We start from the raw sequence: 17,333 nt of genomic DNA, 5'->3' as shown, positions 1-17,333 counted from the left end.
GAAAGGTATCGTCTACAGACTCATTCTGATGGAGAGCGTGTGATCTATGTTAGAGCCCGCAGCCGCTGCCCAGCACTGGAAGCAGCATCCCCAACAAAATGAAGCGGTAGTGGTTCCCAACGTCGCGCGGGCGTTGTTCAGCCTGTTAATGGAAAGCGGGCTCTCGACGGAGCGCATTTGTCGCGGGCTCGGCTTCGGTTATGCCGAACTGCTTGATCTGGACATGCGCTTGTCTTATCGGCAAACCCGAATGCTGATTACTCGAACGCAGCGAGTGGTCAAGGATCCTGCGCTGGGCCTATCTACCGGCGCACGTCAGACCCCGGTGTCTTGGGGGTTTGCGGGCCTGGCCATGCTGACCTGTAAAACGCTGGGTGAAGCCATCACCTACGGTCTCGAACACCAAGGTGATACCGGTGCTTTACTGGAGCACCGTGCCTGCGTCCATCCCAATGAGTTCATCATTGAGGTCAAACCCAAAGTGTTTGATCTGGAAATTGAGCCCTTCTTGATCGAAGAAGCCTTTTCGAGCGCGGTGTCCGTGGTAAGGCGGCTTATCGGGCCAGCCTTCAACCCCCTCAGGGTAGAGTTGTCGTACGCTCGCCCGAATTATGCCCAGGCCTATCGGCGCGAATTTCGTTGCCCGATAAAGTTCATGGCCGGGAAAAATCGCTTGATCTGCGAAGCCCATTGGTTAAGCGCACGCCTGCCGGATTACGACGACATGGCGTGTGGACCCTTGCGGGCGAAATTGGATCAGTTGATGAACAGAGGCGATTCACGAAATGATTTGATCGAAACCCTCTCCAGTCATATCCGCCTCAACCTCGACGATCCTGAAGCGCTTCAGACCTTTTCCAAGGCGCTCAACATGAGTGAGCGTACCCTGCGTCGTCGACTGACGGACCTGGGCGTGACGTACAGCGGGCTGCTGGATCGAGTCAGGCACGAGCGTGCTTGTGACTTACTGCAAAACACCCGTATGTCGATAGCTGACATTGCGCACACCATCGGCTTTAGCGACGCACGGGGCTTCAGGCGCGCCTTCAAACGCTGGACGGGTGCGTTGCCGAATACGCAGCGCACCACCTGATGTCAGACTTTATGCCGAGGTGTTCTTGAAGGTAATCACGGGTGAAGACGCGCTGCTGTCATTGGCCAGCACCGGCAACTCTCGACGCAATACCCAGAGCGTGATCGGTTTGGGCAGAACTCTGGCCAAACGGATCAGCCACCTCATCGGCCAAGGAAACAAGTAGTCCCAGCGCTGGCTGCGCATTGCGTACAGCATGTGATCGACGGCTGCCGCTTCGGAAATTTCCAGCGGTGCCGGCATGCCATCGTTTGCGGTTTTAGCGGTGGCCACAAACCCTGGGTAGAGCGACAGAAAGCGAATACCTCTGTTACCAAACTCAATGCGACATGTATCAATCAACAGGCGCAGTGCGCCTTTAGCGGCGCAATATGGGCCCTGCAACGTCACCCCCAGGAACCCCGCCAGTGAATTGGTGTGCACGACAAAACCATGCCCCTGGCGACTCATATGCTCCAGGGCGGGGAAAAGATAATTGACCACCACATCATAGTTCGAGCGCATATACGCAGTGACGTCGGACGCACTCATCTCACGCATATCCAACGCAGGTGCGCCGCCGGCATTCAGTACGACCACATCCAGACGACCGTACAGCTCGATAATTTCACCCACCAGATCGGCCGCCGCATGCTCATCCAGGGCGTCCACTGCCGAGACCAGGCATTTGCCACCCTGGAGCGTGATTTCCAGTTGCAGGTCGTTCAACAGCTCCTTGCGCCGCGCCGTGGCCACAACCCAGGCGCCTTCCTGCGCCAGACGCACCGCCAGAGCGCGCCCCATGCCTGAGGACGCCCCCACCACCAGGACCACTTTGCGTGCAAAGCTGACGCGGTTGCTTGCCGGGCACCGGCGAAGCAAGCCGACCAACGTCAATGCAATCAGCGAGAACACGGCACTGACCAACAGCACGTACTCGGCGTTCTCCCCCACCACCCATTGTGACGCCATCAAGGGCCCGAAAGCGCACCCCAACAGCTGCATGCCCGGCACCAACGCGGCAACTCGCCCCGAAGGATCAAGTTGCAGAGCAATACGTACCTGGAAGGGTGTCAGCATCAGCCAGACCAGGCCAAACGCGCCGCACAGCAGCAGAAATACCCTGACGCCCATATCCGCAGAAAAATACATACCCAGCGCGATGCCGCCCAACAACAAGGCGGCGACGGCCAACAACGAAAAGTCCGAGATCCGGCGTACCAGGACGATCCCCAGGCAGCCGCCCAATACCTGCATGAGCAAGGTACCGGAGATCAGCAATTGTGCGTTTTGCGCATCAAGCCCCACGTATTTGCTTAACGGCTCAAGATAAGCCCAAAGCCCACCAATCGCGCTGAGCTGCATAAAGACCAGCCCGAGCAATAACAGGTGATTAAGACCCCAACCGAACCCGGCATCGTCCGTTCGCTGTGCTTGCTGATTGGCCAGCCGAATGGGTTGCCACCGAACCAACAACAAAGAAGCTGCCGTCAGCGTACCCAGGAACACGAAACCATAAGACGAGGTGCTCTGAATAGGCAGCACCCAATACGCCAACACCGCAGCCACCAAGGCCTGGCCAAGGGTTTGCACCACCATGAACACCCCCGCCACGCGGTCAGGTGCCGGGCCTTGGACGATCAGGTTCACGGTGCCCCATAACAGCAAACCTTCGGCCAGGCCGGCCAAGGCCCGCGCCACTGCCAGTGCGCCATCCCCGGTGGTATTGGCCGTGACCAGGTCCATACCCGATGCCGCCAGGATAGCGACGACGGTGAGCTGGCGCAGGCTGAACACGGAGCGCAATAAATCGCCCAGGACGACACCCAGCCCCAGCGCGAGAATTTCGCCCATTGCAACCAAGCCGACGCCCTCAAGTGAAAGCCGGTTCTGCGCCAGCAACTCTCCCAGCAACAAGGGTTGCAGCCCCACCATCAGCACGGCGATAGAGCCCAGCGCCAAGGCGACACTCAGGTGTTTACGGGAAACAGCGGACGGCATGTGCATGGCGTTACACCTCTTGAAGGGTTTTCAGTAACCACGGTTTTCCGGCGGAATCTCGCCTCGGGCAAAACATTGCGTCGCACGTTGCTCATCCTTCATCAGTCGGCTGTTGGCAACTCGCACTACCCACCAAGGCAGCAGTGTCATCTTGGTACCGGAGGCCTTGGCGAGGGTGAACGCCTTGGCGCATTTTTCAAACAGCTGCGCATTCATCGCCATCCGGGTACCGGTGGTGCCCAGGGTCGCGGGCACGCCCTTGATCAGCACGGCATTGCCGCCCCGCTGCAAGGCGCCGGCAATGTCGTGGACTGACGCCGCCGGCGCCCCCATGTGGCCAATATGCCGTGCCTGCTCATCAAACAGAATGGGCATAACCCCGCCAAAGTCTGCCAAGCGCTGGGCGAAGTCTCCTCCGCCCAGCAAAATGGCACCGACGTCACTCCGGGCACGGTAGATCGCCTGGTGGGTCTGGCTGTCACCCAGCACATGTACCGGCCAACCGACGTGGGTGGGGGCCAAGTCATCCAACGGGCCCCACCACATGCTTTGCTCGCCCGGTATACGCAAGGAAAAACTGCTCCCCTCCTGTACCAGACCCACCAGCCGTTGCCGGATTTCCAGCCATTGTTGCCGCAGTACATCCTGCATCACGCTCACCTCACACCAGTTGAAAAACGGCGTCGAATCGCTCGAGCGCGTCGTCGATGACGTCGTCGGTATCAGCCAGGCTGGTATAGATCCGGCTGCCGGCCAGCGTGATCAACCCATGTGCCGTATAAGCCGCACCCATTTCTTCCATCATGTGTTTACGCGACTTGGCTTCATGACGTGCACGCAGCAACTTGAGCGGGTTGCTGGTATCCAGCAACAACACGCCTGAGGTTTGCAGGTGCACGATCGAGCCCATGTTATAGGCCACATACGGTAAGCCACGGCGGTTAATGATTTCGTCCAGCCCCTTGCGCATACGGTCACCAGCGCGTCCCGCCAAAGCCGGCGCATTCAGTTTGCGCGCCTCGATCAAAGCGTAGTAGCCCGCCACGCAGGACAGCGGGTTGGCCGACAACGTGCCGCCCACAAAGGCCCGTCGTGCAGAAGTACCAATACCGCCGGCGAGCAGCTGCATCACCTCCCTGCGCCCGCCGATGGCACCGGCCATGGGGTAGCCGCCGGTCAGGCATTTGCCAAGTACGGTGATGTCCGGCATCACGTTGAAATACGCTTGTGCGCCCCCCAGGCCCGCACGGAAACCCGTGACCACTTCATCGAAAATCAGCAACGTGTCGAACTCGTCGCAGAGCTTGCGCAGTTGACGGTTGAAGTCCGGGTGCACCGGGCGCGTGCCGCTTTCCGGGCCAAAGGGTTCGACCATGATCGCCGCCGTGCCGCCGCGCAGGCGATTGATCTGCAAGCGCCGACGCAACGCGTCCAGGTTATTCGGCGGGCTTTCCTGGGTGTTAGCCGTGGCGCCGCGTGGAATGCCGACGGCCTCCATACGGCCGGTGCCCGGCAATCGCATGCCGTATACCAACTGGTCACTCCAACCGTGATACGCCCCGCCGATCTTGATCACCCATTTCTTGCGGGTATACGCGCGCGCCAGGCGCACCGCCGCCATGACCGCCTCGGTACCGGAGCCCAGCAGGCGCACCATGTCGACGCCAGGCATCACTTCGCAGACCAACTGCGCCAGCTTCACCTCGTATTCATGCAGCAGGCCGGTGACCGGACCGCAGTCGTCGAGGATCCGATTGACCTGCTCACGAATCGCCGGATGGTTGGAGCCCAGCAAAGTCGGCCCGCCGGCCTGTAGAAAATCGATATAGCGGTTGCCGTCCACATCGGTCAGGTGCGCGCCCTTGGCCTGGGCGATGGCGAGGGGGAACGGGTGATTGAACGCGAGGTTATGCTGCACGCCCCCCGGTATGAATTTTTTGGCCCCCTCGGCGAGCCGCTTCGAACCCTGGCAGCGCTCGTCGAAGTAGCCCATGACCTTGTTCAGCGCCTCACGCTTCAAGGGGCGAATGGGTTGCTTGACCAGCGCATCGAACCGTCGATAGAGCGAGTCAACATCAGGCCATTGCGAAACTGCGGAATCTGCCGCCGCAGGCAATGTGATGGGGTCCAGGGGTTTGTTCATGATGGGATCTCGGAAGAAGAGTGAGCATCGACAGCGCTGGAACGCACCAAGGCGTCGACCAGGCGTGCCACGGCGGCAGGTGACTGTGATTTATGACGGGACTGTTCGGTGATTTGGCGTAACAGGTAGTCACGGCAAAAGGTCTCGAGGTCCTCGAGGCGCGACAGAGTTGTCTCGACATCCGGGCCACAGCACAACACCCCGTGGTTGCGCATCAGGTACGCGTTGTAATCCCAACGAATAGCCCGGCCGAACTTGCCGGCCAGCCAGTTGGACCCTGAAGGCGCGTACCCGACCAGGGGAATGTGTTTACCCAAGGAATCCCACAGTTCAGGGTTGGGCACATCCATTGGTTTACCGAGCAAGGTGCAAGCACTGGCTACGGGCTGATGCGTGTGGATGCTGCACTGCACATCCGGGCGCGCCCGCAGGATTTTTGCATGTAGCCCGCTTTCAACCGTGGGGGCACGGTCACCGGAGAGCTGCGCCAGATCCTTGAGGCGCAGCACACAGACATCCTCGGGGCGCATGGTGAAATAGTCAGTAGCCGACGGCGTGACCGCGATGTGCTGCGCATCGATACGCAACGCGAGATTGCCGCCCGTGGCCGCAAAAAAGCCGCGGTGACACAGATGCTGCGAGAGCTCGACAATTTGCTCTTGGACATGACTCATGAGGCCGTCTCCTGTATGGGGTTCAGTCGCCGGTAAAGCGGCGCAAGGCGCGTGCGCACCTCCTGGAACGTGGCGAATTGGTCGTCGTACAGCGCGCGGGTCACGCGGGACGGTTCAAACAGGCGGTGGGGGCGCTTGAGGCGGGAAAGGTCGTGGAACTGCAGCTTGCCCAACGCCACCGCCACAATAAACGCCGCCCCGCGTGCATTGGTCTGGATGGCGTTCTGCGGCTGCTGGATAACGCGCCCACAGACGTCAGCCATGATCTGGCACCACACATCCGATTGGGCACCGCCACCGGTGGCCACGATCACATCGCTGGGCTGGCCGAGAAAACGCGCGAACGGCTCGAACATCCAGCGCGTATTGAGGGCGACTCCCTCCATGAAGGCGCGGATGATGTCCTCCCGCGAGTGCTCCAGCTTCAGATTGAACAGACCGGCGCGCAGGCTTGGATCACTGATTGGTGAGCGCTCACCACACAGCCAGGGTGTGTAGATCAACCCTCTCGACCCCGGTGGCACGCGTGCGGCGATACGGTCAAGCAAGGCATAGACGTCCGGCTGCTGTTCATCACTGAGCAGCTCATCCGGGTGGTACAGCACCTTGTCGCGCAGGAATGAAAGGTTTGCGCCCGCCGCCGACTGCATGGCCATCGCCAGGTAGCGACCGTTGACGGCACTGGGTACCGCAGCTATGTGGTGACGCACGCTGGTTTTCTTGAAAGGGACGTGAGCCCCTACCCACGACGAGGTGCCCAGATAGAGGTGCGGAGCAAAATCGCTGACGCTGGCGCCGACGGCCACCGCCGAGGTGTCGACGGCACCCGCCACCACTTGCGTAGTGCGCGCCAGTCCGAGCGTCTCGGCAAGCTCCGGGCGCAGCGTGCCGATAACTTCGGTGGAGCGGACAAGCTCAGGCAGTTTGCCGGCCTCTATTCCCAGTGCCTTGACCAGCCCGTCGTCGTAGCGGATGCGGTGAGGGTCGCGGTTATCGGTGATCCATGCGGTCAACATCGAGTCGCTGGTGGCGCAATAGCGACCCGACAGCCGTAGGTTCATATAGTCGAGCACGTTGAGAAACTTGTAGGTTCGCTCATAGCGCTGCGGCTCGTGATCGACGATATAGGCCATGTGCCCGGCGGCATCCATGCCGGACAACGAGGCCACGCCACCGGTCAGGCGCAATGAACGCCAGAGCTTGAGCGGTCCATAGCCAGCCAGGCTGAACCGCCCTCCTCCCATGCGTTTTTTCACCGCGCCGGCCCCTCGTTTGTCCAGCCACAACATGGCACGTCCAATAGCCACGCCGTCCCGATCTACACACACAGTGCCTTCGCCCTGTGTTGAGCAACACACCGCGATCACCTGGCGCCGCCGGACTGGATCGGCGCTGAGCAGTTCATTGGCGCCACGCAGGAAAGCATTCCACCAATCCTGCGGTTCCTGTTCGACGCTCAACCCGCTCACATGCAGCGGCACACTGTGAAACGCCCACGCCCGGATATCGCCTTCCAGTGAAACCAGGGCGCACTTGCAACCGGAGGTGCCGAGGTCCACAGCCAGGACGAGTTGCTCCAGACCGGTGGCCGCCTGAGGCGTCCGGGATAAGAAAAGCGAAGTCATAGAGGTTTACTCAAAAAGTACGCGAAATCGATGCGACCCAACGGTTGTCATCCGTGGCACGCACATGCCCATCGTCCTCGACCATGTACAGTTCACGCGCCTTGGTCTTGACCGCTATCCAGTCGATGCCCCAGTCGAATCCCAACCAGCGGTGGCTCAGGCCGATGTCATAGTCGGCCGCATCCGCCTCGGAAAAATTGACGAGTTGCTGGTAACCAGCGTGCAGCTTCAGCGTGGTGTTCATCCCCAAAGCATATTTGTAGTCCAGGTCATAGAGCATGCTGCCACGGGAGTTACGGTCGCCCTTGGCGTAGCATTCCAGGCCCTTCGTGGGATCGTCACGAAACTGCAACTGGGCGCCGCACACACCGCCGGTGTTGGCACCACGGTAGGTTTTGGACAGCACCCGAGCGACTCGACCTTCCAACGCACCGTAGCCAATTTCCAACACCGCGAACTGGCTGTTGTAGTTGGTCGTGCGCTCATCGGTGGGGGTGAAGGTTTCAAAGTCAAATTTGTTCGGCGCCTTGAACTGTGCGCCGGGGAACATTTCCGCGGCCACGCCCAGGCCGTAATGCCATGCCTCCGGATCGCCGAACCGATAACCACTCGCCAGTAAAACGCCCACTCCGTCGCCATCAATGAATTGTTTTTTGCTGACGGTGGTGAACTCGGCAAGCGCGACCAGGCCACTTTCATGGGCAACCTGAACGGTGACCCGGGCGCCGGGATGGTTTAACGAATCCGAAACGCCCCGGGTCCTGACATCGGATACAGCCTTGGCTGTGACATCAATGGCGTAGCTGGCTATTTCGTCGGCGAATGCCATGGACGGGCTGACGATAGGCCACAGCAAAGCAGCCATCAGACAATGGTGTGTCGTTGCACGCATGAGGCGCTCCTACAAGAAAGGTCGGATTTACAAAGTGCAAACCGGTGCAGGAGGCAGTGAGGCAACACGTTCCAATTGCTCTGTCTTGCCGAGTATCTCGGTACCGACAAAAGCCCGGACATTGAGGAGACCCTCTTTGACCCGAACAACGCCTTTGTATTTTTTATGATCGCGGGGATCAAACACCCAACCATCGCGCCATGCTTCCTGGTCGAAACGATCCAGTTGCATGATCTGTACGCCGCAATCGCTGGTGGTGGAGGCCATGTCCTTGACCCAGACCACCTTTCCACACAGCGCGCCGGGTTTATCGACGCAATCGTCGACTTTGACCACCGCATCCTTTTCCGAGGTAAGCCATAGGCCTTTGGCTTCCTGTGGACCCGCCGCCGCATAACCGATGGAAGAGCACGCCAGTGCCAGTGAAAGGAACAGCCATTGCCGAGCGTTCATAGTCATCACCTGTATTTTTTGTTTTAAGAGACCGTCACACTAGCGACGCATCGGTTATGATAGTCATCGCTACACGATAGTTATAACTACCATTTCTAAGCTCAGCAACATTTTTTTTCATCTTGATAAGCTGATTCTTCAACCTTTCTTTGCTAGGTGCCTATGGCCAAGCCCAACACTGCCAGCGCCCGCGTCGTTACCGCCGGGAAAACGCAAGACCAAAAGAAATCGCCTGCACAGCAGCGCAGCACCGAGACCTACGAGCGGATCCTGGTCGCGACCGCGCAGACCCTGTGTGATGTGGGAATCGAACGTCTGTCCACCAACCTGGTTTGCGAATGTGCAGGGCTGACGCCGCCTGCGTTGTACCGCTACTTTCCGAATAAATACGCGCTACTGAGCGTGCTGGGTGAGCGCCTGCTGGAAAAACAGAACGGCCTGATCGACCACTGGATTACCCCGCAATTGTTGTCCGGCCCGCCCGAGGATCTGGAATCGGCGCTGGCCGAACTGATCCTGGAAACCTACCGGGTCACCGACGCCACCTTGGGCGGTATGTGGATTCTCAAGGGACTGCGCGCGGTACCGGCGCTGGAGCATGTGAGGATCGACTCCCACCGACAGGTCTCAAGCGCACAGGCAGAAATCCTCGCGCAGGTGTTCCCGCAGGCAGATCCACAGCAACTCGCCACCGCCGCCAGGGTGGCGGTAGAGATGATCCACGCAACGATCGAGTTGTTGTTTGATGAGTCCCTGGACCCCAAGAGCGTGTGTGCCATGGTTGCCTCGATGATTATCAGTCATCTGGACCGGTTGACCCCGGCTCCAAACGTGTAAAGAGAGAGGAGCGAACATGGCCGGTGCGGACCCGTTGCCCGGCCGGATCGCACCTTCAACAGCAGCCATGTGCCCTTTACCCTCTCAGCAGCGAGACCACGCGTCACCTCACTTACCGCTGAACTCATTGGGTCCTTCATGCGCCGTGTCGAAAATCCCCCGCCGCCCCCTGTTCGCAATTACGCCCATTTCCATCAGGCGCTGGCTGGGGTGCAGCTACCCGCCGCCTTCATCGATCTGGAGGCACTCATCGTAAACCTGCAGCGCCTGGGCAAACGCGCCGGGGGCTTGCCCGTGCGGTTGGTGACCAAATCCATACGCTCGGTGGAGATGATTCGCACGATCATGGCCGCGGGGCCATTTATGCAGGGCCTGCTGTGCTACTCCGCCGCCGAGGCCGCCTGGCTGGCCGGCTTGGGGTTTGACGACATCGTCGTGGCTTACCCGACGGTCGATGAGCGCAGCCTGGTAAAAGTCGCCTGCCAATTGCGCCGCGGACGCTCGATTACCTTGATGGTCGATAACCGGGCCCAGGTGCAGGCGATCAACGAGATAGCCGTGACAGAAGGTGTGGTCATGCCGTTGGCGATTGATCTGGATATGTCATCGGCTTTTCCGGGGCTGTACTTTGGCGTGCACCGTTCGCCGATCAATGACGTGGGGACTGCGCTCCGGCTGGCCGCCAATATCGCCTCGTGCCGGGGCGTCGTGCTGCGGGGGCTGATGGGCTATGAAGGGCAAATTGCCGGGTTGATGGACGCTGTGCCAGGCCAAGCCGTCAAGAATGCAATCATCCGTTTTCTCAAGCGCCGCTCCATTGCCGAAGTCAATAAACGCCGTGAGCAGGTCGTGCAGGCATTGCGTAAGGCCGGCCATACGCTGCAGTTCGTGAACGGCGGCGGCACGGGCAGTTTTGAAAGCACCCGACTCGACCCTTCGGTTACCGAGTTGGCTGCCGGATCAGGCCTGTACGCACCGACCTTGTTCGACCATTACCAAGCCTTCGAACTGACGCCCGCCGCCGGTTTTGCCTTGCCGGTGACACGCACCCAGGCTCCCGGCGTGATGGTGTGCTCAGGCGGCGGTTACATCGCCTCCGGGCCGGCGGGTAAGGACCGATTGCCCCGGCCCTGGCTGCCCAGCGGCTGCCGCTTGATCGACAACGAAGCCGCCGGCGAAGTACAGACCCCACTGCTGCATACCCTGGCGCAAGCGTTGAACATCGGTGACCCGGTACTGTTTCGTCACGCCAAAGCGGGCGAACTGTGTGAGCGTTTCGATGAACTGTTGGTCATCAGCAACGGGCGCGTGGTGGACCGTGTACCGACTTACCGCGGCGAGGGCAAAAACTTCTCCTGATGGCGCACGCGTTCTCACCACTCCTCTTCCTGCACTTTGCTCAAGGATAACGTCATGAATCAGCCTCTCAGCAACCTGCCCTCTTCGCTTGAGCCCGTGCCGTTACTCAGTGAACTGTTCACGGCCCAACAAGCCGCCGTGCATGCCCAGGGAGCCCCCACCTACGAGCAGCGTATCGCTGCGCTGGACGCCGTGTTGCGCCTGGTCAGCGATCACCACGAGGAACTGCTGGAAGCGGTGTGTGCGGATTTCGGCAACCGTTCGTTCGCCGAGACCCAACTCAGTGAGCTGATGCCCATCGTCAACGGCATCAAGCATATTCGCTCGCACCTCAAAGCCTGGATGCGCCCCAGCAAACGCAAAGTGGGCATTGCCTTCAAGCCCGCCACGGCACGGGTGATCTACCAACCCCTGGGCGTAGTCGGCATTCTGGCGCCGTGGAATTACCCGCTGACACTGACCCTTGCACCGCTGGTGGAAGCGTTGGCGGCGGGTAATCGGGTGATGATCAAACCATCGGAACTGACGCCGCGTACCGCCCTGTTGCTGCAATACTTGCTGGCCCAAACCTTTCCCGCCGACCAGGTCAGTGTGGTCATCGGCGACGCGCAAGTGGCCAGCCGCTTCAGCGAACTACCGTTTGATCACTTGTTGTTTACAGGTTCTACACAGGTCGGGCGTCTGGTAATGGCGGCTGCGGCGCGCAACCTGACCCCGGTGACCTTGGAATTGGGAGGCAAATCGCCAGTGGTACTCACTGCGGATTTCCCACTGAAGAAAGCCGCGCGGATGATCGCCATCGGCAAGCTATTCAACGCCGGTCAAACCTGCGTCGCCCCCGACTATGTGCTGGTGCCGCGCCATTTGGTCGAGCACTTTGCCACCGAATGGGTGGCGGCGGCCAAGCAGCTGTATCCCACCATTGACGGCAATAAAGACTACACCTCGATTATCTCGCGGCGTCACTACGAACGCCTGTTGTATCTGGTCGATCAGGCCATCGTGGCCGGGGCCAAGGTGTGGCAGGACAAGGCGTTCGACCGGACCACCGAGCGCAAAGTCCCCCCAACCTTGCTGACCGACGTGCCCTTGAACACCGATATCATGCGCGAGGAAATTTTTGGCCCACTGTTGCCGGTAATCGCCTATGACACACTCGACGAGGCGCTCGCCTTCATCAATGCGCGGCCCAAACCGTTGGCGCTGTATTGCTTCTCCAATGATCGAACCAGCATCGCGCATGTGGTGCAGCAAACTCGTTCAGGCGGTGTGACCATCAATGGCACCATGCTGCATGCCACCCAGGACGACCTTCCCTTCGGCGGCGTCGGTGAAAGCGGCACAGGCGCCTATCATGGCTATGAAGGGTTCGTGCGCCTGTCCCATGCACGGGGCGTATTCAAGCTAAGCCCCTTCAATATGTCTGACAAGGTCTCGGCACCCTATGGGCGGCTGACCCGCTTGGTAGTCCGCCTGATGCTGGGCAAGTAGGCGCACAACGAGGAGCACTGCATGCTTGCCCCCCTATGGCACACCGCGGATTTACCGGTCAACCTGCTGCGCAGCCTGGCGGATCTCATTGCGCAATTAGGCCTGGACCCCAGCCGGCTGTGCTTGGGGCTGGGTTTCAATGTCGCAGATCTGGCCAACCCGCAAAGCCGGGTCTCGATTCGTCAAGCCTGCCTGATGATCAAACGCGCCCTGGAGATGACTAACGGCCGCGACCGAGGACTGGGTCTGGACATGAGCGCGACTGAGTCCATCACCTCCATGGGCCTGGTAGGTTACGCCATGCTGACCAGCGCCACCCTCGGCAGTGCGATAGCCCTGGGCATCGACCTGCAGAAGCAGACCGGCGCGCTGTTGAGCTTTGAGCACCTCCAATCCCCTGGGCATATTACGCTCCAAGTTACTTGCCCATTTCATGAGCCCGACATTCTGACCTTTCTCGTTGAAGAAGCCTTCGGGATGCTGCTGAATATCGCCCGCGCGCTGGCGGGCCCGATGTTCAGCCCATCGTCGATCGAACTGAGTTACCCAAGGCCCGCCTACGCCGATCACTATGAACACTTGTTTAGATGCCCGGTGCACTTTGATCGCAAGGACAATCTATTTGTCTGCGCCAATCACTGGGCGAATACCCCCATCGGCACCCACGATGCGCTGAGCAATCGACAAGTCGTTGAGCTACTGGAGATGAGTGCTGATCGAGGCGGTGAACTTGAGTTCATCGAGTCCGTCGAGCGCATTCTGCGTCGTGATCTACGTACGCCTGTCAGCCTGTCAGCAGTTGCCTCACAACTGTGTATGAGCGAGCGAACTTTGCGCCGCCGCCTCGCCCAGAACGACATGTCCTATCAGGCCATCCTGGATGACCTGCGCAAACAACGGGCCTTGGCGCTGCTGGGCAATGTGCGCATGACCCTGGATGAGGTTGCCTACGAGGTGGGTTTCAGCGACGCGCAGAACTTCCGCAAGGCGTTCAAGCGCTGGACCGGGCAGGGTCCACGGCAAACGCGCGCTTGAACATTTCAATTAGTCACGCGGCTTTTGGCTGAAGGCTTCAAGCCTGAAGCCATGCCAGGCGATTGCCAGCAGGCGCAAACGCCGCGGCCCATACAGCGCCTGGATGAAGCGTTCGAACAGTTGGAATTTGCGCGGTGTGTAGGGGTACCAATTGGCTTCGATCTTGCTCCCGGCCTTGTCGATCAATATGGCTTTACTGCGAGTGAACCCCAGCAACCCTTCCGGCCCACGCAGTTTTCCGAATCCACTTTTCTTCGCCCCACCGAACGGCAGGCCTGGGTTGCCTTCGCTCATGTTGACGTTGTTGATCGAAACACCACCGACCTCAAGTGCACCAGCCACCCGCAGCGCGCGCTGCGCATCAGCACTGAACACACTGGCGCACAGGCCGTAATGGGTGTCGTTGGCCAACTCGATGGCGTGGGCTTCGCTGGTAAAGGCCATGATCGGCAGTACGGGCCCGAACGTTTCCTCGTTCCAGACCCGCATGTCCGACGTGACACGGTCCAGAATAATTGGCCGCACTGTCAGGGAATTCGCATCGGGTATGACACCGAATCGCAGGCGGGCACCGCGCTCCAGAGCGTCTTGAACATGTTCGATGACCTTGTCGCGCTGAAAGCCGACGGTCATACGCCCGACGTCGGCGTCGCCGTTATCGCCACAGCGTACTACGACGTTTTCCGCCGCCTGCACCAGACTGTCGACGAAACGATCCAGCACGCTGTGTTCTACCAATAAACGCTCCACACCACTGCAGGATTGCCCGGCATTCGTGAAACCGCCCCACAACGCACCCGCCACCGAACGCGCTATTGGCGCGTCGGCAAACACAATCATCGGATCTTTACCGCCCAGCTCCAGCTCAACGGGGATCAACTCGCGACTGGCCTGGGCCATGATCTTGCTGCCGGTGGGGCCGCTGCCGGTAAAAAAAATCTTCGCCGGCTGTTGGTCGATCAACGCCGAGCCCAGGCTGCCGTTGCCGTACACCACCTGGACCAGGGCCTGGAGTATCGGAGAGCATGCAAGGACCTGTTCGACCAGGCCTTTGCAGGGGGCATGTTCGGAGGGTTTGTAGACCACCGCATTGCCCGTTGCAATCGCTGCTGCAATACCAGTAATCGCGTTATGGAACGGGTAGTTCCAGGGACAAATGATCAGCACCACACCCAAGGGTTCATGCAGCAGCAACGATTGCTTGCCCAACAATGTAATTGGCGTCTTGACCTTTTCAGGTTTCAGCAGCCGTTGGGCATTATTCTCCAACCAATTGAGCCAATCGAGGGTGCCAAGGATTTCCGCGATCAAGGCATCTGTTCGACATTTGCCAACCTCGTGCATGACCCGCGCGATGATCATTGAGCGGTGAGCCAGAATCGCGTGTTTGAGCTTGCACAACTCGGCCAGACGCGCCTGGATCGACAGCTGTGAGTGAGTACGCAAGGCCGTGCGGGCATTTTCGAATGCGACCCGGGAAATCTCAGCCTCATATGACAGCACAGTGTCGTGCGGGCGGGATTCGAATTCATTAGGGTGGGTCATTCAACGCTCCTCGGGATCATCGGCCAGCCGCCACGATAACGGGCTGTCGGGCATTGAGGCAGGGTTGATACGGACGAAAAAGGGTTCAAACCGGCTATATCGCGATAGCCACCTGCGAGCCCCGCGAGAAAACCCTAAACCATGAAATTAGTGATCGGAATGCACTTTTGTGCAGAATTGAGTCATTTACGGCCCTACCTGGCTCAGCCCTCAGCACTTTAAAGTACGCCAACTATTCAATCATCGGCGTCGTTATGAATCTCTGGTTTCGGCTTCTCCTCATGCTGCTGCGTCGACCGTGGCGCAAACCGGCAAAAGCACTCGAATCGACCGTCATCCGCATGCGCGTATGGCCATTGGATCTGGACTTCAATCGACACGTCACCAACGGCCGATATTTCACATTGGCGGATGTGGGACGCATGGACTTCGTTTTGCGCAGTGGCGCCTATCGAGTAGCTATCAAAGCAAAGGCGCTGCCCATCGTCGGAGACACTTGGGGTAAATTTCGGCGTGAGCTCAGACTGTTTGAAGCTTTTGAAATCCACACAAGGATGCTTGGCTGGGACGACAAGTGGAGCTTCATGGAGCATCGGTTTGTGAGCAAAGGCAGAGTGATCGGCGTTGTCATGATGCGAGGTCTGTTTCGTTCACAGAAAGGTGTTATCGCGCCAAGCGAATTTGTTCGAGAACTGGGACTGCCCGTGCAGTCGCCAGAGATGCCGAAATGGCTGATGTCGTGGTCGCAGAGCTGCGACGCCATGAGCCGCCAACTCAGAGATGAAGAAAGCACCAATGATCGGTAATCCGGGCCTGCGCGCCATCAACAAAAACCCTAAATGGCAAATTGCCACCACTGGTCGGATTGGCCGTTGCGTCGTTGGACGTTTTTTTTGCTCTGTGGCTCTATGTTCACAGACTTGATCGGATGATCGAGTGCAACTTTTTCAACGTGTTGAGGAGTACCACGACAGGCAGAACATAAGAGGCTCGACCGTAGCGCAGGCGAACCCCTTAAAATAACAGCGGAATGGGCTTTATGGCGGACTCGTATTATGCCTAACCTTCACTCTTTTCCCATTACACCGTTGATTCGCTGGTTTGTTAAAGACAACGAAAACCTGGATCGGGACATCCGCTTAAAGCTACTCAAAGACCCCTTTTCCTCTCGTGCCGCCCTGGTCGCGGCGGGGATGAATACACTGCTTGTGTGCAGCGTTGCAGTCATACTTCACCCAACGTTGTTTTTCATCTGTTGGTTAATCGCCGACATGCTGATTTGGATCATCCGCTGGTTCCTGCTGCGCAGGTTTATTGCCAGTGGCAAGTCCATGCGCCGCTACGCGACCGACCTTTCCCTGCTCTTCGGTTTGATCTGGGCGGCCGAAATAGGCATTGGCACAGCGGGCTGCATTATCAGTCAGGACCCGGTACTCCAAGTTCTGGCATGCACATCGGCAGTCAGCATGAATGGCGCGATTGCCATGCGAAACCAAGGCATACCCCGCTACGCATTTACGCAGATCCTGTTCACGGATATACCGATGAAACTGGCCACGTTGTTCCAACCAGAACCGATGTTGCGGGTGCTGATTCTACAAGCGCCCATGTACCTGACTGGTCTCTGGGTACTGCTGAACAACCTCAATGCAAACCTGACCAAAGCCTATATTGCAGAAGCACAGAGCACGCATTCAGCCACCCACGACAAACTCACGGGCGTATTGAACAGGTTAGGTATGTTCAATGTAATGACGGCGTTACTCAGCTCGAAAGCCAAAGTGGCGAGTGGTTTTTGCCTGCTGTGTCTGGATTTGGATGGGTTCAAAAAAATCAATGATGCCAACGGGCATGCCACCGGCGACAAAGTACTGGTGTGCTTCTCTGCAATGATCAGTAATGTGGTGCGCAAAAATGATGCCGTGGCGCGACTGGGCGGCGACGAATTTATCGTGTTGATGCCGGATATAGACCAGTCATCCGCTTCACTTATTGCAGAGCGAATTATCCAAACCCTGGAAGATTACGTGGGTAAAAACGCGAATTACAAAGGATTGGGTGTCAGCATCGGTATCACCGAGATCTCGCCTTTTGAGCCAGGGAGTGTTGAGCAGATGCTCTCCAGAGCGGATATTGCAATGTATAACGCAAAATCTGCGGGCAAGAACTGTTACCGGTTTGGATAAATTTTTGAACTTATTTGCCT

The 17,333-nt window shown here is 58.7% G+C and carries 15 protein-coding genes; 7 read left to right on the top strand and 8 right to left on the bottom strand.

The genetic code is table 11. The annotated features are described in order from the left end of the window. Nucleotides 1–46 precede the first annotated feature (46 nt). Nucleotides 47–1,093 carry an AraC family transcriptional regulator gene (locus ACOZK9_RS13020; protein WP_122251372.1) on the top strand — a complete coding sequence of 349 codons (1,047 nt, stop codon included), beginning with the start codon at nucleotides 47–49 and terminating at the stop codon, nucleotides 1,091–1,093. A gap of 9 nt (nucleotides 1,094–1,102) precedes the next feature. On the opposite strand, the gene ACOZK9_RS13015 is transcribed toward ACOZK9_RS13020, so the two are convergent. From ACOZK9_RS13015 to ACOZK9_RS12985, 7 genes are read right to left on the bottom strand one after another with little or no spacing between them, the layout of a single operon-like run. Then, nucleotides 1,103–3,079, bottom strand: coding sequence for an SDR family NAD(P)-dependent oxidoreductase (locus tag ACOZK9_RS13015; RefSeq protein WP_421555968.1), 1,977 nt, complete (start codon nucleotides 3,077–3,079; stop codon nucleotides 1,103–1,105). Between the two features lie 24 nt (nucleotides 3,080–3,103). After that, nucleotides 3,104–3,724: a hypothetical protein gene (locus ACOZK9_RS13010; protein ID WP_058411589.1), complete on the bottom strand. Its 621-nt coding sequence runs from the start codon at nucleotides 3,722–3,724 to the stop codon at nucleotides 3,104–3,106. Between the two features lie 10 nt (nucleotides 3,725–3,734). Continuing rightward, the gene (locus ACOZK9_RS13005) at nucleotides 3,735–5,216 is read right to left on the bottom strand and encodes an aspartate aminotransferase family protein (protein ID WP_058411590.1); all 1,482 of its coding nucleotides are present in this window, start codon (nucleotides 5,214–5,216) and stop codon (nucleotides 3,735–3,737) included. Further along, nucleotides 5,213–5,890, bottom strand: a complete 678-nt coding sequence (locus ACOZK9_RS13000) for a class II aldolase/adducin family protein (RefSeq protein WP_058411591.1) — start codon at nucleotides 5,888–5,890, stop codon at nucleotides 5,213–5,215. The genes ACOZK9_RS13005 and ACOZK9_RS13000 overlap by 4 nt, the downstream gene beginning before the upstream one ends. Beyond that, the gene (locus ACOZK9_RS12995) at nucleotides 5,887–7,515 is read right to left on the bottom strand and encodes a xylulokinase (protein ID WP_421555967.1); all 1,629 of its coding nucleotides are present in this window, start codon (nucleotides 7,513–7,515) and stop codon (nucleotides 5,887–5,889) included. The genes ACOZK9_RS13000 and ACOZK9_RS12995 overlap by 4 nt, the downstream gene beginning before the upstream one ends. A gap of 10 nt (nucleotides 7,516–7,525) precedes the next feature. After that, complete coding sequence (locus ACOZK9_RS12990) at nucleotides 7,526–8,407, bottom strand: TorF family putative porin (protein WP_421555966.1); 882 nt, start codon at nucleotides 8,405–8,407, stop codon at nucleotides 7,526–7,528. 27 nt (nucleotides 8,408–8,434) lie between these two features. Beyond that, nucleotides 8,435–8,860 (bottom strand): DUF2147 domain-containing protein, encoded by a 426-nt coding sequence (locus ACOZK9_RS12985; protein WP_058411594.1) that lies wholly within the window; start codon nucleotides 8,858–8,860, stop codon nucleotides 8,435–8,437. 162 nt (nucleotides 8,861–9,022) lie between these two features. Here ACOZK9_RS12985 and ACOZK9_RS12980 point away from each other — a divergent pair, with 162 nt between their 5' ends. The 4 genes from ACOZK9_RS12980 to ACOZK9_RS12965 all read left to right on the top strand — a co-directional run bounded on the left by ACOZK9_RS12980 (nucleotide 9,023) and on the right by ACOZK9_RS12965 (nucleotide 13,582). Beyond that, nucleotides 9,023–9,697: a TetR/AcrR family transcriptional regulator gene (locus ACOZK9_RS12980; RefSeq protein WP_058411595.1), complete on the top strand. Its 675-nt coding sequence runs from the start codon at nucleotides 9,023–9,025 to the stop codon at nucleotides 9,695–9,697. Between the two features lie 210 nt (nucleotides 9,698–9,907). Beyond that, nucleotides 9,908–11,056 (top strand): amino acid deaminase/aldolase, encoded by a 1,149-nt coding sequence (locus ACOZK9_RS12975; protein ID WP_421555965.1) that lies wholly within the window; start codon nucleotides 9,908–9,910, stop codon nucleotides 11,054–11,056. A 54-nt stretch (nucleotides 11,057–11,110) separates the two neighbouring features. Continuing rightward, nucleotides 11,111–12,547, top strand: a complete 1,437-nt coding sequence (locus ACOZK9_RS12970; RefSeq protein ID WP_421555964.1) for a coniferyl aldehyde dehydrogenase — start codon at nucleotides 11,111–11,113, stop codon at nucleotides 12,545–12,547. A gap of 21 nt (nucleotides 12,548–12,568) precedes the next feature. Continuing rightward, nucleotides 12,569–13,582: an AraC family transcriptional regulator gene (locus ACOZK9_RS12965; protein ID WP_122251365.1), complete on the top strand. Its 1,014-nt coding sequence runs from the start codon at nucleotides 12,569–12,571 to the stop codon at nucleotides 13,580–13,582. Between the two features lie 9 nt (nucleotides 13,583–13,591). On the opposite strand, the gene ACOZK9_RS12960 is transcribed toward ACOZK9_RS12965, so the two are convergent. Then, entirely contained in the window at nucleotides 13,592–15,127 is a 1,536-nt protein-coding gene (locus ACOZK9_RS12960) for an aldehyde dehydrogenase family protein (protein WP_152748498.1), read from the bottom strand. Between the two features lie 254 nt (nucleotides 15,128–15,381). Here ACOZK9_RS12960 and ACOZK9_RS12955 point away from each other — a divergent pair, with 254 nt between their 5' ends. Both ACOZK9_RS12955 and ACOZK9_RS12950 read left to right on the top strand, forming a co-directional pair. Next, the gene (locus tag ACOZK9_RS12955) at nucleotides 15,382–15,933 is read left to right on the top strand and encodes a thioesterase family protein (protein WP_058411618.1); all 552 of its coding nucleotides are present in this window, start codon (nucleotides 15,382–15,384) and stop codon (nucleotides 15,931–15,933) included. Between the two features lie 249 nt (nucleotides 15,934–16,182). After that, entirely contained in the window at nucleotides 16,183–17,313 is a 1,131-nt protein-coding gene (locus ACOZK9_RS12950; RefSeq protein ID WP_122251363.1) for a GGDEF domain-containing protein, read from the top strand. Nucleotides 17,314–17,333: the final 20 nt, after the last annotated feature.

This window comes from Pseudomonas kitaguniensis, assembly GCF_049199985.1.
Classification (GTDB): domain Bacteria; phylum Pseudomonadota; class Gammaproteobacteria; order Pseudomonadales; family Pseudomonadaceae; genus Aquipseudomonas; species Aquipseudomonas kitaguniensis.
The sequence above is the reverse complement of the archived record's forward strand: the minus strand, read 5'-3'. Positions and strand labels throughout refer to the sequence as shown.